Annotated in this window: 11 protein-coding genes; 3 read left to right on the top strand and 8 right to left on the bottom strand. The window is 72.0% G+C overall.

Annotation, left to right across the window (positions count from 1 at the left end; genetic code table 11):
- Positions 1 to 58: 58 nt before the first annotated feature.
- Positions 59 to 667 carry a PEP-CTERM sorting domain-containing protein gene (locus TMZ1T_RS06510; protein ID WP_004309125.1) on the top strand — a complete coding sequence of 203 codons (609 nt, stop codon included), beginning with the start codon at positions 59 to 61 and terminating at the stop codon, positions 665 to 667.
- 39 nt (positions 668 to 706) lie between these two features.
- On the opposite strand, the gene TMZ1T_RS06505 is transcribed toward TMZ1T_RS06510, so the two are convergent.
- Positions 707 to 1,285 (bottom strand): flavin reductase family protein, encoded by a 579-nt coding sequence (locus TMZ1T_RS06505; protein WP_004309126.1) that lies wholly within the window; start codon positions 1,283 to 1,285, stop codon positions 707 to 709.
- A 247-nt stretch (positions 1,286 to 1,532) separates the two neighbouring features.
- Between TMZ1T_RS06505 and TMZ1T_RS06500 the strand changes: the two genes are divergently transcribed.
- Positions 1,533 to 4,541, top strand: a complete 3,009-nt coding sequence (locus TMZ1T_RS06500) for a bifunctional diguanylate cyclase/phosphodiesterase (RefSeq protein WP_012584970.1) — start codon at positions 1,533 to 1,535, stop codon at positions 4,539 to 4,541.
- A gap of 1 nt (position 4,542) precedes the next feature.
- Positions 4,543 to 7,074 (top strand): MASE3 domain-containing protein, encoded by a 2,532-nt coding sequence (locus TMZ1T_RS06495; RefSeq protein ID WP_012584969.1) that lies wholly within the window; start codon positions 4,543 to 4,545, stop codon positions 7,072 to 7,074.
- Here TMZ1T_RS06495 and leuE read toward each other — a convergent pair.
- From leuE to TMZ1T_RS06460, 7 genes are all read right to left on the bottom strand, one after another.
- Positions 7,071 to 7,739, bottom strand: a complete 669-nt coding sequence (leuE, locus tag TMZ1T_RS06490; protein WP_004309129.1) for a leucine efflux protein LeuE — start codon at positions 7,737 to 7,739, stop codon at positions 7,071 to 7,073. The two genes, TMZ1T_RS06495 and leuE, sit on opposite strands and share 4 nt — an antisense overlap.
- Before the next feature lie 431 nt (positions 7,740 to 8,170).
- Complete coding sequence (locus TMZ1T_RS06485; RefSeq protein WP_004309130.1) at positions 8,171 to 9,073, bottom strand: toll/interleukin-1 receptor domain-containing protein; 903 nt, start codon at positions 9,071 to 9,073, stop codon at positions 8,171 to 8,173.
- A gap of 599 nt (positions 9,074 to 9,672) precedes the next feature.
- On the bottom strand, positions 9,673 to 10,947 hold the full coding sequence (locus TMZ1T_RS06480) for a protein-glutamate methylesterase/protein-glutamine glutaminase (protein WP_012584967.1): 1,275 nt from the start codon (positions 10,945 to 10,947) through the stop codon (positions 9,673 to 9,675).
- Entirely contained in the window at positions 10,944 to 11,528 is a 585-nt protein-coding gene (locus TMZ1T_RS06475) for a chemotaxis protein CheD (protein WP_004327600.1), read from the bottom strand. Before TMZ1T_RS06475 ends, TMZ1T_RS06480 begins: the two co-directional genes overlap by 4 nt.
- 2 nt (positions 11,529 to 11,530) lie before the next feature.
- A complete protein-coding gene (locus TMZ1T_RS06470; protein WP_004327599.1) occupies positions 11,531 to 12,340 on the bottom strand; it encodes a CheR family methyltransferase in 810 nt (269 codons plus the stop codon).
- A 23-nt stretch (positions 12,341 to 12,363) separates the two neighbouring features.
- Positions 12,364 to 12,903: a chemotaxis protein CheW gene (locus TMZ1T_RS06465; RefSeq protein WP_012584966.1), complete on the bottom strand. Its 540-nt coding sequence runs from the start codon at positions 12,901 to 12,903 to the stop codon at positions 12,364 to 12,366.
- A gap of 12 nt (positions 12,904 to 12,915) precedes the next feature.
- Entirely contained in the window at positions 12,916 to 14,583 is a 1,668-nt protein-coding gene (locus TMZ1T_RS06460; RefSeq protein WP_012584965.1) for a methyl-accepting chemotaxis protein, read from the bottom strand.
- Positions 14,584 to 14,605: the final 22 nt, after the last annotated feature.

Genomic DNA, 14,605 nt, shown 5'->3' with positions numbered 1-14,605 from the left:
GCGAATGCTTCCCCCCAAGGGAGGGCAGTACCCGACACTCCGGAGCAAGGAGGCCAGCATGATCGCGCGCATCCTCTGCAGCCTGCTGTTGTTCTGCATCCCGTTCGCCGCGCACGCCGGCGCGGTGTTCCAGGAACGCGGCGACGCCGGTGATTTCGCCTCGCCGCAGGACGTGGTCGGAACCTCCATCGAACGCATCCAGGGCAGCATCGGCGGCGACGACAGCATCGACGTGTTCCGCTTCCACTTCGCCGGCGGCCCGCTTGCGATCCTCGCCCGCCTCGACGGCTTCGACGACGAAGCCCTGCCGATCCGCCTGGTGCGCGAGAGCGGCCTGCCCGACGAGGCCTGCTTTGTGGGCAGCGCCGAGTATCCGCCCAACCCGTGCATCTCCGAGGGCTGGCTGGACTTCTCCGTCGACATGCTGGCGCCGGGCAACTACCTGCTGGGTGTTTGTGCGTCCGCACAAGGCTGCGTGGCGGACGATCCGCCCTTCACGATCGGCTTCGTGACCCACCCCGATGCGAGCGCACCTACGGCCACCGTCGGCAGGCCCGTGCCGGAGCCCGGCGTGCTCGCGCTCCTCGGCCTCGCCTTGCTGGGCCTGTGGGGACTGCGCATGGCGATCGCCGCACCGCCCAAGGGACCGCCCCCTTCCGGCGGGTAAAGACCGGTTTCGTCCGGCCGATCGCGCCTGCCGGCGCGCCTACAGAGGGCGTGCGCGGACGACGTCGGCGGCGCGGGCGAAGTTGCCGGCGCCGAGGTGGTGGAGCGTATGCAGTTCGGCGTTGTCGGCGCGCAGGTCCCAACGCCCGGACGAGAACACCCGCGCGTCGGCGGCCGCGGCCACGACCTCGGCGAAGCAGGTGTCGTAGGCGTCCTCGGTGTGGCGCTCGGGGATCAGGCGGCACTCCATCCACGCCGCGCAGCCGGCCTCGATCAGCGGCACGCCCAGCACGGGCCCCGCGAGCGCCGCGATGCCGAAGCGCGCGAACTTGTCGCCCTCGCGGCCACTGCAACTGCCCACCGCAAACGTCAGGTCGGCGAGCGCCGCGCCCGGGATGCACACTCCGAAACAGCCACTGGCGGCGATCAGTTCGCGGGTGAAGGTGCGCTTGTCGATCACGATGGCGATGCGCGGCGGAGAGAACTCGACCGGCATCGACCACGCCGCCGCCATCACGTTGCGCCGACCACCCTGGGCGCTGGTGACGAGCACCGTGGGTCCGTGGTTGAGGAGCCGGCTGGCGTGTTCGAGGGCGACGGGGGCGAAGGTGGGGGTCATGGTGGCTTCCGCGGAGGATCGAAGAGGCCGCCATTTTCCATGAATCGCGGACCGCGCCGTGCGTGTCCCGCTCGCATGCCGGGCGGATTTGCGTCGCCCGTCGTGACATAGTGCAGTGACCTGTCTGCTGCTGTCCGGATAATTGCGGCTTGTTCCCTGTCCGATTGCTCCCCATGTCCGATTCCGCGCGCCGCTTCCTCGTCCCGCACCGGGCGCCGACGCGCAGCACGCGTGCGCAGGGGGTCCGATGAGCGCCCCGCGCGGCGGCGTCTTCGAGCGTCCGCTGGTCCAGGCGGCGGTGGCGGTGCTGCTGGTGTTCGGGCTGCTCGCCGCCTTCCTGCTGTTCTCCCACCGCTCGGCCGAGACGATCACCACCACCGCCTCGCGCAACGAGGTGCGCGTGCTGGCCACGCAGATCGAGGGCGCGCTGCGCCGCATCGAGATGAGCATCGGGTTCATGCGCGACAAGTACATCCGCATCGGCCTGCACGAGAACGCGGGCACCCCCGCGTGGGAGGCCTCGCTGGTGCAGCTGCAGCTGGAGTTGCAGCATCTGGCGCGCGGCTTTCCGGAAGCCGTCGCCATCCTGGTGACCGACGCGCAGGGCAAGATCCTGGCCAGCACCCTCGACACGCCGCCGCAATGGGACATCGGCGACCGCGAATATTTCCGCCACGCCCGCGAACACCGCCAGGACGCGCTCGCTTTCTCCGAGCCCGTGATCTACAAGGCCGGCCCGCGCGAGGTCGTGGTGGCCTACGAAGCGATCCGCAACCCGGCGGGCGATTTCGTCGGCGTGGTCGCGGTCGCGCTCGACCTGCAGCGCCTGCAGGACCTGCTGCTCGGGGTGGACGCCGGTCGCCAGGGCATGGTCAGCATCCGGCGCAGCGACGACGGCCGCCTGGTGCTGCGCTTGCCGGACCACGGCGCCAGCCGGGTCGCCGACATCACCAGCACCGAGCCTTTCCTGGCCATCCGCCGCGGCGAGACGTCCGGCAGCGCGCGCTACGTCGGCATCGCGGACGAAGTCGAGCGCAGCTTCGCCTTCCAGGCGCTGCGCGACTACCCCTTCTACGTGGTGATCGGCCGCGCGATCTCCGAGCAATTCGCGCCCTGGCGGCAGACCGCGACCGTCGCCACGATCATCGCCTTGGCCACCCTGGGCCTGCTGCTGGCGCTGCAGGCTGCCCTGCACCGCAGCCGCCGCCAGCTCGCGCGCAGCAAGCGCAGCTTCGACGCCCTCATCGACAGCCGCCGGGAGGCGACCTGCGCCTGGCGGCCCGATACCACGCTGCTGACCTGCAACGAGCGCTACGCCGAACTGCTCGGCACCGAGGCCGCGTCCCTGCCGGGCACGCGCTGGATCGACAACGTGCCGGAGGCGAAGCGCGCGGAGGTCCACGCCGCCATCGCGCGGATGCTGCAGGGCGCCGGCACGCTCACCACCGATCGCCGCCTCCGCCAGGCCGACGGCCGCACGCGCTGGCTGCGCTGGCTCGACCTGCCGGTGCTCGACGAGGAGGGGCGCTGCGTCGAAGTGCACTCGATCGGCCAGGACATCACCGCGCAGAAGGAGGTCGAGCTGCGCCTGCGCCAGCTCGCACTGGCCGTGGAGCAGAGCCCGAACACGATCGTGATCACCGACACCGATGGTCGCATCGAGTATGTCAACGAGGCCTTCGTGCGCACCACCGGCTACACCGCCGCAGAGGCGATCGGCCAGAACCCGCGCCTGCTCAACGCCGGCAAGACCTCCGCCGCCACCTATGCCGACCTGTGGGCCACGCTCGGCCGCGGCGAGGTGTGGCGCGGCGAGTTCATCAACACCCGCAAGGACGGCGGCACCTACACCGAGCTCGCCACGATCGCGCCGATCAAGCAGGCCGACGGCAGCGTCAGCCACTATGTGGCGATCAAGGAGGACATCACCGGGCGCCGCGAGGCCGAGGCGCGCATCCGCCAGCTCGCCTACTACGACACCCTCACCGGCCTGCCCAACCGCAGCCTGATGTGGGACCGCCTGCGCCACGCCATCGCGGCGAGCGCGCGCAGCGGCGCGAGCGGCATGCTGATGCTGCTCGACATCGACCACTTCAAGCTGCTCAACGACACCCAGGGCCACGAGGTGGGCGATGCCCTGCTGCGCGAGGTGGCGCAGCGCCTGCGCGGCGCGCTGCGCGAGGAGGACACGGTGGCGCGGGTGGGCGACGACGACTTCGCGATCGTGGTCGAGAACCTGGGCGCGGACCGCGACGAAGCGATCGGCCGCGCCGAGAAGATCGCCGAGCACCTGCACCGCTGCGTGACCGCGCCCTGCGAGCTCGGCCTCGCGAGCGGCCCCTACCACGTCGGCGCGAGCCTGGGCCTGACCCTGTTCCGCGGCCGCAACGCGGCGGCCGACGCGGTGCTCAAGCAGGCCGAGGTGGCGGTGGCGCGCGCCAAGGACGACGGCCGCAACCTGATCCGCTTCTTCAGCGAGGCGATGCAGGCGGTGGTGGCCGCGCGCGCCGAGCTGGAGCTGAAGCTGCGCGCGGCGCTGGCCTGCAACGGCTTCCGCCTGTACTACCAGCCGCAGCTCGACCGCAACGGCCGCGTGATCGGCGCCGAGGCGCTGATCCGCTGCTTCGACGCCGAGGGCGAGATGATCTCGCCCGCCGCCTTCATCCCGCTCGCCGAGGAGACCGGCCTCATCGTGCCGATCGGCGAGTGGGTGCTGGAGACCGCCTGTGCGCAACTGCGTGCATGGCAGCGCACGCCCTCCACGGCCGGGCTGAGCCTGTCGATCAACGTCAGCGCGCGCCAGTTCCACCAGCCCGACTTCGTCGGCAAGGTGGCGGCGGCGATCGAGCGCCACCGCATCCGCCCCGGCGGCCTCGAGATCGAGCTCACCGAGAGCGTGGTGATCGGCGACATCGAGACCACGGTGCTGCGCATGCGCCAGATCAAGGCCCTGGGGGTGAGGTTCGCACTCGACGACTTCGGCACCGGCTATTCCTCGCTGTCCTATCTCAAGCGCCTGCCCTTCGACCAGCTCAAGATCGACCAGATGTTCGTGCGCGACATGGAGAAGGACACCAGCAGCGAGGCGATCGTGCGCGCGATCCTCGCGCTCAGCCGCTCGCTCGACCTGAAGGTGGTGGCCGAGGGTGTCGAGACCGCCGCCCAGCACGAGCTGCTGCTGACGCGCGGCTGCGAGCTGTTCCAGGGCTATCTGTTCGGCCGGCCGGTTCCGATCGAGGACTGGAAGGCAGGCTGAGATGGCGTACGTCCACCCGACCCACGCCCGCGCCGCGCCGCGCAGCCTCGGCGTGCTCGGCGTCGGCCTCGCCGGCGTGCTCGCGCTGTGGTGGCTGCCCACGCGCTGGGCCGCCGGGCTGGCGCACTACCTGCCGCTGCACCTGGCGCTGGAGACCGCCTCGATCGTCGCCGCCGTGCTGGTGTTCGCGGTCGCATGGCTGACGCCCGAGCGCAGCGCGGCGGCCAACACGCGCATCCTGGGGTGCTGCTTCCTCGGCGTGGCGGTGCTGGATTTCACCCACATGCTGTCCTACCTCGGCATGCCGGACTTCATCACGCCGAGCAGCCCCGAGAAGGCGATCGATTTCTGGATCGCCGCGCGCCTGCTGGCCGCGCTCGGCATGCTGACGGCGGTGCTGCTGCCGTGGCGGGTGCACCCCGGCCTGTCTCCCGGCCTGCTGCTTCTCGCAGTGGGCGCCTACGTGGGCCTGGCGCACGCGCTCTTCCTGCCGCGGCCCGAGTGGGCGCCGCGCACCTTCATCCCGGGCCAGGGGCTGACGGGGCTGAAGATCGGCATCGAGATCGGCCTGGTGCTGCTGTTCGCCGCATCCGCCGCCTTGCTGCTGCGCCGCATGCGCGCGCCCTGCGGCTTCGACGCCCCCGCCCTGTTCGGTGCGGCCGGGCTGATGGCGCTGAGCGAGCTCTTCTTCACGATGTACGCGCAGGTCACCGACCTGTACAACCTCGCCGGCCATCTCTACAAGATCGCCGCGCACGCCCTCCTCTTCCGCGCGCTGGTGGTGGACGGTATCCGCCGCCCCTATGCCGCGCTCGAACGCTCGCGGCACGAACTCGCGGACAACTCCGCGCGCCTCGCCGACGAACGCCAGCGCCTGGAGTCCATCCTCGCGGGCACGCGCGCGGGCACCTGGGAATGGAACGTGCAGACCGGGGCGGCCATCTTCAACGCGCGCTGGGCGGAGATGCTCGGCTATCGCCTCGACGAGCTCGAACCGCTGTCGATCGACACCTGGCGGCGCTTCGCCCACCCGGACGACCTCGCCGACTCGGATGCCGCGGTGCGCCGTCACCTGCGCGGCGAGACGCCGTATTACGAGCACGAGACCCGCATGCGCCACCGCGCCGGGCACTGGATCCACGTGCAGGATCGCGGCGTGCTGCGCACCCACACCGCCGACGGCGCGCCGGAATGGATGTTCGGCACGCATATCGACATCACCGACCGCTACCGCGCCGAGCAGGAGCGCGCCGGGGCGCTGAAGCGCCTGCGTCAACTCTCGGAGAGCGTGCCCGGCGTGCTCTTCGAGTGTCGCGTGGAAGACGACGGCAAGGTGAGCTTCCCCTACGTCGGCCGCCAGATCGAGGCGCTGATCGGCTGCCGCGCAGAAGAGGCGGAGCATGACGCCGCAGCCTTCTACGCCCGCCTGCATCCCGACGACGGCGCACGGGTGCGGGACGAGATCCGCCATGCGCGCCACGGCATGCACGACTGGAACGCCTCCTTCCGCGTGGTGCACCCGCTGTACGGCGAACGCCGGATCCGCGGCGAGGCGCGCTGCCAGCCGCGGACTGACGGCGTCGGCGAGTGGTTCGGCTATCTCCAGGACGAGACCGGGACGCACCGCGACCAGGAGCGCCTGCGCCTGGGCGCACGCGTCTTCGACGCCAGCCAGGAGGGCATCCTTGTCACCGACGCCGCGGTGCGCATCGTGGATATGAATCCGGCGATGGAGGCGCTCAGCGGGCATGCCAAGGCGTCCCTGCTCGGGCGCAACCCGCGCGAGCTCGGCTCGGGCCGACACGACGCGGCCTTCTTCGCCGAGATGTACGCCAGCCTGGCGCGCGACGGGCGCTGGCAGGGCGAGATCTGGAACCGCCATGCATCGGGCGAGATCTACGTGGTGAAGGCGTCGATGTCCACCGTGCTCGACGAGTCCGGCCGCATCGAGCATTACGTCGGCGTGTTCACCGACATCAGCGCGCTGACGGCGCAGCGCGACCACTTCAGCTCGCTCGCCAACTTCGACGCCCTCACCGGCCTGCCCAACCGCCGCCTGCTCGACGACCGCCTGCAGCAAGCGGTGGGCAATGCGCGCCGCGGCAAGCCGCTGGTCGTGTGCATGCTCGACCTCGACGGCTTCAAGCCGGTCAACGACAGCGTCGGCCACGCCGAGGGCGACCGCCTGCTGGTCGAGCTCGCGCAGCGCATGCAGCACATCCTGCGCGCGGGCGAGACCTTGGCCCGCCTCGGCGGCGACGAGTTCGTCCTGCTGCTGGTGGACGGCGACTTCCGCCCGGCACTCGAGCGCGTGCTCGAGGTGACGCGCGCGCCGGTGGCGCTGTCCGGCGGGCGCTTCGCCCGCGTCACCGCGAGCATCGGCGCGAGCGCGTACCGGCACGGCGTCGAGGATGGCGCACAGCTGCTGCGCGAGGCCGACCAGGCGCTCTACCGCGCCAAGCGCGCCGGGCGCAACCGCTGGGTGATGTTCGCGCCGGAAGCTGCAGCCGGGGTGGAGACCCCGCCGGCCTAGCCCAGCGTCGCGGTCGCGAGCTTGGCGCCGAAGCCGATGAAGACCCCGCCCACCCCCGCGGTCGCCCCCGCAGCCATGCGGCGGTGGCGGCGGAACTGCGCAGCCAGGCGCGCGCCGGCGAAGATCAGCGTGGACAGGTAGAGCACGCTGCACACCTGCACGATCACACCCAGGATCACGAAGGACAGCGCCGGGTGTTCGTAGGCCGGATCGACGAACTGGATGAAGAAGGACACGAAGAACAGGATCGCCTTCGGGTTCATCAGGCTGATCAGCAGCGCGGTGCGGAAGGGGTGCGGCGTGCTGCGCAGCGGCGGATAGTCGGGCTTGCCGTCGCCGACCGCGTCCGCCGTCTCGTCCCCGCGCCGCCAGGTCGCCAGCGCGCCGCGCAGCAGCGCGAGCCCCACCCAGGCCAGGTAGGCCGCGCCCGCGTACTTGATCACCATGAACAGCTCGGGCGTGGCCCGCAGCACCGAGGCCATGCCGGTCACCGCGAGCAGCATCAGGACGGTGTCGCCGACGAAGATCCCCGCCGCGCCCTGGTAGCCGGCGCGCACCCCCCAGCGCGAGGCCGCCGCCATCACGTAGAGCGAGTTGGGGCCGGGCAGCAGGACGATGAAGATGGTGCCGAGGACGAAGGTGAAGAGGTCGGTGATGCCGTACATGTTGGCGCGCGCGGGGTCGGGTTGGGAGTCGGAGCCGGCCCTTACTTTGCCACGCCCGGCCGGTCACGGCCAGCAAGCAGCGCATTCGCACCGACCGACATCCAGCCGCGCCGCTCGATCGCGACTCGCGTCGCTCCTACAGCACGCCTCCGGACGCGCGGCGCCTGGCGTGAGAGCGACGCAAGTCGCGATCGGCTGCGGCCCCGCAGGCGCGGTGCTTGCCGTGGGAGCGACGCAAGTCGCGATCGGATGCGTCCCCGAACGCGCGGTGCTTGGCGTGGGAGCGTCGCGATCGGCTGCAGCCCCGCAGGCGCCGTGCTTGCCGTAGGAGCGACGCGAGTCGCGATCGCGTGCGGCTCCGGACGCGCGGTGCTTGCCGTGGGAGCGACGCGAGTCGCGATCGGGCCGTGCAGCCCAGTGCTGAGCCGGCCTCATTGGCGCTGCGCGGTGAACTCCAGTGCTGCATCGACCGAATGGCTGCGGCGGATCTGCAGGCGCACGCGCAGCGTCTCGCCCTCGCGCCAGACCTCGTAGAGCTGGCCCATCTCGCGCGGCGGCTCGTTGCCGGACACGGTCTCGCTGCGGGTGAGGAAGCGCAGCCGCCCGTCCCCCCACGCCACCGCCTCCAGCGCGCGCGGCACGCCGAGGAAGCTCGCGCTGCCGCCGATGCGGCCGTCCTCCAGCGTGAACACGTAATGCTCGCGCAGCGTCAGGTTCCACGGATAGGCGACCTCGGCGCTCCATGCGCCGACGATCGCCTGCAGCCCGCCGTCGCCATCCCGCAGCCACCACCAGCCGCCGCCGAGTGCGAGGACCAGCGCCGCGATCGCGGCCGCGAGCGCCCGCCGTCCACGCACCGGTGCGGGCGACACGGGCGGCGCCACCCACTGCACAAGCGCCGCCTCCAGGCGGGCGAGATCCGCAACCCAGCCGGCATCGCCGAGCGCGAGCGCGTTGCGGTTGGCCAGCCCGCGCAGGGTCGCCGGCAGCGCCTCGGCCGCGGGCATCGTCGCCCCGCCGACCAGCACCGGAATCAAGGGTTTCCCCGAGGCGAGCGCGAGCTCGACCTCGCGGCGCACGTAGTCGCCGGGATCGTCGAGCCGACGCCCGCGCCCGTCGCGCGCGTCGAGCCAGCGCGTACCGATCACCACCAGCACCGCCTGCACCTGCTGCAGGGCCTGCTCGATGACCACACCGAAATCGGCCCCTGCGGCGATGTCGTCGACATCGCGGAACACGCTGTCGGCGCCGAAGCGGCGTTCGAGCGCGTCGGCGAGCCGCCCGGCGAAGCCGGCGCTGTCGTCGCGGCGGTAGGAGATGAAGACCTTGGACATGGGGCGGCAAAGCGCGGAGAGATCCTGCATTCAAGCACGCCCCCCGCCCCCCCGCCAGCACCGCCACCGAACCACACGACCGCGACTCGCGTCGCTCCCACAGAAACCAGCGTACCCGCAGCCGCACCGTAGGAGCGACGCAAGTCGCGATCGCGGCCTTCGAGCCACCACCGCCCACCGCCGCCGAACCGCCCGATCGCGACTCGCGTCGCTCCCACAGAAACCAGCGCGCACCCGCAGCCGCACCGTAGGAGCGACGCGAGTCGCGATTGCGGCCTTCGAGCCGCCGCCGCCCACCGCCACCGAACCGCCCAATCGCGACTCGCGTCGCTCCCACGGAAACCAGCGCGCACCCGCAGCCGCACTGTAGGAGCGACGCGAGTCGCGATCGCGGCCTTCGAACCACCACCGCCGCCCGCCGCCGCCGAACCGCCCGATCGCGACTCGCGTCGCTCCCACAGAAACCAGCGCGCACCCGCAGCCGCACCGTAGGAGCGACGCAAGTCGCGATCGCTGCGTGCGGGACGGCGAGGACGCGCGGCGGGGGGGTCGCCGTCCCGCGTCGCTCCTGCGGAAACGTCGCACCGCGGGGCGGGGGCTCAGCTGGCGCGGGTGTATTGCTCGATGGCGGGGCCGATGGCCTGGAGCGCGAGGATGCGGGTGGCCGCACCGAGGCGGATGGCTTCCTTGGGCATGCCGAAGACCACGGAGCTGGCCTCGTCCTGGGCGATGGTCTGGGCGCCGGCGTCGAACATCTCGCGCAGGCCGCGGGCGCCGTCGTCGCCCATGCCGGTCATGATCACGCCAAGCGCGTTGCGCCCGGCGCAGCGGGCGACCGAGCGGAAGAGCACGTCGACCGAGGGGCGGTGGCGGTTCACCGGCGGGCCGTCGCGCACCTCGACGAGGTATTGCGCGCCGCTGCGCCGCACCGTCATGTGGCGCCCGCCGGGTGCGATGAGCACCCGTCCGGGGAGGACGCGCTGTCCGTCCCGGGCCTCGAGCACCTCGAGGGCGCACACCTGGTCGAGGCGCTGGGCGAACATCGCGGTGAACTTCTCCGGCATGTGCTGCACCACGACGATGCCGGGCACGGTGCGCGGCAGGCCGCGCAGCACCGCCTCGAGGGCCTGGGTGCCGCCGGTGGAGGTGCCGAGCGCGATGATGCGGTCGGTGGTCTCGGCCATGGCCTCGGCGCGCGCGGGCGCCACGGCGGCGGGCACGATCGCGGTCGCCGCGGCCGGGCGCGCGAGCGCGCCGCCGGGCGCGCCGTTCGATCCGCCGCGCGCGCCCGACCCGGCCGGTCCGGCGCCCGCTGCACCGCGCGCGGCCGCCACGCCGACGCCCGGAGCGGCAGCCACGCCCGCTCCGCCAGGCCCCGTTGCGGAGCCGATTTCCGCTCCGGACCCTGCTCGACCACCAACGCCGGGACCACCCCCGCCGACGCCCGCCCCCGCCCGTAGCGCGCGCAGGTTCGCACGCGCCGCGGCGCGCACGGCGGCGACGAGTTCCTGGGCGGAGTCGGTGAGGAAGCCCTTCAGGCCGAGCGTGGGCTTGGCGATGATGGAGACGGCGCCGGCGGCGAGCGCCTGCATGGTGGTCTCGGCGCCGCGCGAGGTGAGCGTGGAGCACACGATGACCGGGGTCGGGCGCTCGGCCATGAGCTGGCGCAGGAAGCTGATGCCGTCCATGCGCGGCATCTCCACGTCCAGGGTGATCACGTCGGGCCAGTCGCGGCGCATCTTGGCCATGGCGAAGAGCGGATCGGAGGCGGTGCCGACGACCTCGATGCCGGGTGCGGCGGAGAGGATCTCGCTCACCACCTGGCGCACCACGGCGGAGTCGTCGACGACGAGGACACGGATGGGGGCGTTCATGCGGCCTCGCTCGCGGATTCCGGGTGAACTCCGGGGTGGGCTTGGGAGGGGACTTCGGTGTGGATCACCGCGGCGCTCGCCGCCGCCGGAGCGACGTGGCGCAGCCAGACCTCGCCGCTGCCGATGTCGAAGATCAGATTGCGGTGGCCCTCGCCCTCGACGTGGGCGGCGCGCACGCGAAAGCCGTGCGTGCGCAGCAGCATGCGCGCGGCCTCGACGTTGCGCGTGCCGACGTCGAGCGCGGCGGGAGCGCCCGCGGCGTGGCGGCTGCGGAACATGCGTCCGCCGCCGAAGAGCTTGACCTGGTAATCCTGCGGCCGAGTGTGGGCGGCGCGCAGCTCGCGCAGGAAGAGCGCGATCGCGTCCCCGGCATAGCGCCCGTCCAGGCCATCGGCGCACGCACGCACGCCGCGCTCGGGGAGCATGAAGTGGCACATGCCGCCGATGCGCAGGCGCGGATGCCACATCGTGATCGACACGCAGGAGCCGAGCAGGGTGCGGATGCGCGTGTCGCGGTCGCCGAACCAGAACTCGCCGGGCTGCAGGAAGATCTCGATCGTGTTGCGCGAAGCCGGCCGCATGCTCACATTCGCCGGTAGATGGTGGGCCGCTCCTGGCGCAGGCCGAGGTCGAGGCCGTTGAGGCTCTCCGAGTGGCCGATGAACAGCCAGCCACCCGGCCGCATCTGGCGCACGATGCGTTCGACGATGCGGCGCTTGGTCGGCAGGTCGAAGTAGATCAGCACATTGCGCAGGAAGACGACGTCGAAGTCGCCGACACCGGCGAGGTTGCCGTTGAGATTGACCTGGGCGAAGCGCACCCGTCGGCGCAGCGCCGCGTCGACCTGCAGCGTACCGTCGCGGCTGCCTACGCCGCGCAGGCAGTAGCGCCGCAGGTAGTCGGGCGGGATGCCGTCGATGCGGTTCATCGCATAGACGCCGCCGCGCGCCTTCTCCACCACCTCGCGGCTGATGTCCGAGCCGAACACCTCCCAGGGCGCGTCGCCGCCGAGACGGTCGGCGAGCACCATCGCCAGGCTGTAGGCCTCCTCGCCGGACGAGCTCGCCGCGCTCCAGAAGCGCGGCGTGCGCGTGCGCCCGAGCGCGGGCAGCACGCTTTCGGCGAGGAAGTCGAAGTGCTTGGGTTCGCGGAAGAAATAGGTCTCGTGGGTGGTGAGCAGGTCGACCATGCGCTCGAACTCGTCGTGCGCGCCGGCGCTCGACACCAGGCGATGGTAGTCGCCGAAGCTGGCGAGCCCGAGCGCGCGCAGCCGCCGCGCCAGGCGGCCGCTGACCAGGCTGATCTTCTGCGGCGGCAGGTCGACGCCGGCGGCCCGATGCATGAGCGCGCGGAACTGCTCGAACTCGGCCTGGGTGATGCTGATCTCGGACATGCGTGGCCTCCCGGAGGACCGGCTCAGTGCTCGGCGGCGCCGGCGAGCGCGCCGATGCCGGCGAGTTCGTCGATCGAGAACACCCGCCCGACCTCGAGCAGGATCACGAAGCGCCCTTCGCGGCGCGCCATGCCGGCGATGAAGTCGGTGCGGATGCGGGCCCCGAAGGACGGCGCCGGCTCGATGTCGGCGGCGGCGATGTCGATGACCTCGCTGACGCCGTCGACCATCACGCCCAGCGTCTGCGTGCCGGCCTCGCCACCCACCTCGACGATGACGATGCAGCTGCGCCGCCCGCTGCGAATGCGCTCGCGGCCGAAGCGCGCGGCAAGATCGATCACCGGCACCACCGCGCCACGCAGGTTGATCACTCCGCGCACGGTGGGCGGCGTCATCGGCACCTCGGTGAGCTCGCCGAATTCGATGATCTCACGGATCTGCAGGATGTCGATGGCGAAGACCTCGCCGCCGAGCGTGAACACCAGGTACTGGCCGCCCGCGGCCGCGGCGGCACGCAGGCTGGCAGTGGCGGGGACGACCGGCTGAAGACTGGATTGCGACATGGCGCTCCCCGCTCAGAAGCGCACGTATTCCGGGTCCGCGGCGGCGGACGCGAAAGCCGGCTGCGCGTTGCCGAGGCCGATGCGGCGCGGCTCGCGCGTGCTGCGCGCAGGCGCCGGCTGGCCGCGGGTGGTGCGCGCGGCGCCGCCATCGCCGCCGGCGAGCTGCGCCTGCGGGTCGAGGCGGAACTGCGCCACCAGGCGCTGCAGCTGCTCGGCCTGGCTGTTCATCTCCTCGGCGGTCGCCGACAGCTCCTCCGAAGCCGAGGCGTTCTGCTGCGTGGTCTGGCTGATCTGGCTCATGGCGATGTTGATCTGCCCCGCGCCGGCCGACTGCTCCTCGGACGAGGCGGTGATCTCCTGCACCAGCTCGGCGGTCTTGCGGATCGAGGGCACGATCTGCTCGAGCAGCGCACCCGCGCGCTCGGCGGTCTTCACGCTGGAGCCGGCCAGTTCGCCGATCTCCTGCGCCGCGACCTGGCTGCGCTCGGCGAGCTTGCGCACCTCGGCCGCCACCACCGCGAAACCCTTGCCGTGCTCGCCGGCACGCGCCGCCTCGATCGCGGCGTTGAGCGCGAGCAGGTTGGTCTGGTAGGCGATGTCGTCGACGATGCCGATCTTGTCGGCGATCGAACGCATCGCCTCCACCGTCGCGCGCACCGCATCGCCGCCCTCGCCGGCGTCGGCGGCGGACTTGCTCGCCATGCCGTCGGTGACGCGGGCGTTCTCGGTGTTCTGGCCGATCGAGGCCGACATCTGCTCGATCGAGGCCGAGGTCTCCTCCAGGCTGGCGGCCTGCTCGGACGAGCCCTGCGCCAGCGACTGCGAGGTCGCGCTCACCTGCTCGGAGGCCGCCGACAGGGCGTCGGCCGCGCCGCGCACCTCGCCCAGGGTGTGCGACAGGCTGCCCACCATGCGTTGCATGGCCGCCAGCACGCTGGCGCTGTCGCCGGCACGCAGCTGCACGTCGACCGTGAGGTCGCCGGCGGCGACCTTGCGCGCGATCTCCGCGGCGTAGTCGGGCTCGCCGCCGAGCTGGCGCAGCAGGCCGCGGGTGATCAGGATCGCCACCGCCACGCCGACCAGCAGCGCGATGCCGCCCAGCACCGACATGGTCAGCGTGGCCGCGGCGACGGTCGCGGCGGTCGCGCTGCCGGTACCGGAGAGCAGTTCGCCCTGGTAGGCGGTGAGCGCGTTCACGCGCTGGCGGTACTGCACCGCGATGGCGTCGTAGTCGCCGCGCAGGAAGGCGCGCGCCTCGTCGGCACGGCCCTGCTCGACGAGCTCGATGAGGCGGTTCTGCGCCGGGATGAAGCGCTGGCGGCTGTCGAGCACCTCGGCGAAGAGCTCCTTGCCGCGCGGCTGCACCAGCATCGGCGCGAGCGCGTCCCAGGCCTTGCCGATGCGCTCGCGCCCGCCGAGCATGCGGTCCTTGGCACGGCCGATCTGCTCGCCGTTCTCGGCGATGACCAGCTCGCGCCCGCCGAGGGCGATCTCGTTGACCCCGACCAGTCCGTCCTGCAGCAGCTGCGTCTTGGGCCACAGCTCGTCCACCACCACGTCGACATCGTGCTTGATGTCGGTCAGGCGCAGGATGCCCACCGCGAGCAGCGTCCCCAGCAGCACCAGCACGAGGCCGAAGCCCAGCCCCAGCTTCATACCCACCTTCATGTTCCTGAACATTCGCTTTCCCCTGTTTCCGGTT

This window comes from Thauera aminoaromatica, from assembly GCF_000021765.1.
Taxonomy (GTDB): Bacteria; Pseudomonadota; Gammaproteobacteria; order Burkholderiales; family Rhodocyclaceae; genus Thauera; species Thauera aminoaromatica.
The sequence above is the reverse complement of the archived record's forward strand: the minus strand, read 5'-3'. Positions and strand labels throughout refer to the sequence as shown.

Bases quoted from the DNA above. Each gene is read 5' to 3' on its own strand.
- TMZ1T_RS06510 (WP_004309125.1), top strand. From the start codon at position 59: ATGATCGCGCGCATCCTCTGCAGCCTGCTGTTGTTCTGCATCCCGTTC.
- TMZ1T_RS06505 (WP_004309126.1), bottom strand. From the start codon at position 1,285: ATGACCCCCACCTTCGCCCCCGTCGCCCTCGAACACGCCAGCCGGCTC.
- TMZ1T_RS06500 (WP_012584970.1), top strand. From the start codon at position 1,533: ATGAGCGCCCCGCGCGGCGGCGTCTTCGAGCGTCCGCTGGTCCAGGCG.
- TMZ1T_RS06495 (WP_012584969.1), top strand. From the start codon at position 4,543: ATGGCGTACGTCCACCCGACCCACGCCCGCGCCGCGCCGCGCAGCCTC.
- leuE (WP_004309129.1), bottom strand. From the start codon at position 7,739: ATGTACGGCATCACCGACCTCTTCACCTTCGTCCTCGGCACCATCTTC.
- TMZ1T_RS06485 (WP_004309130.1), bottom strand. From the start codon at position 9,073: ATGTCCAAGGTCTTCATCTCCTACCGCCGCGACGACAGCGCCGGCTTC.
- TMZ1T_RS06480 (WP_012584967.1), bottom strand. From the start codon at position 10,947: ATGAACGCCCCCATCCGTGTCCTCGTCGTCGACGACTCCGCCGTGGTG.
- TMZ1T_RS06475 (WP_004327600.1), bottom strand. From the start codon at position 11,528: ATGCGGCCGGCTTCGCGCAACACGATCGAGATCTTCCTGCAGCCCGGC.
- TMZ1T_RS06470 (WP_004327599.1), bottom strand. From the start codon at position 12,340: ATGTCCGAGATCAGCATCACCCAGGCCGAGTTCGAGCAGTTCCGCGCG.
- TMZ1T_RS06465 (WP_012584966.1), bottom strand. From the start codon at position 12,903: ATGTCGCAATCCAGTCTTCAGCCGGTCGTCCCCGCCACTGCCAGCCTG.
- TMZ1T_RS06460 (WP_012584965.1), bottom strand. From the start codon at position 14,583: ATGTTCAGGAACATGAAGGTGGGTATGAAGCTGGGGCTGGGCTTCGGC.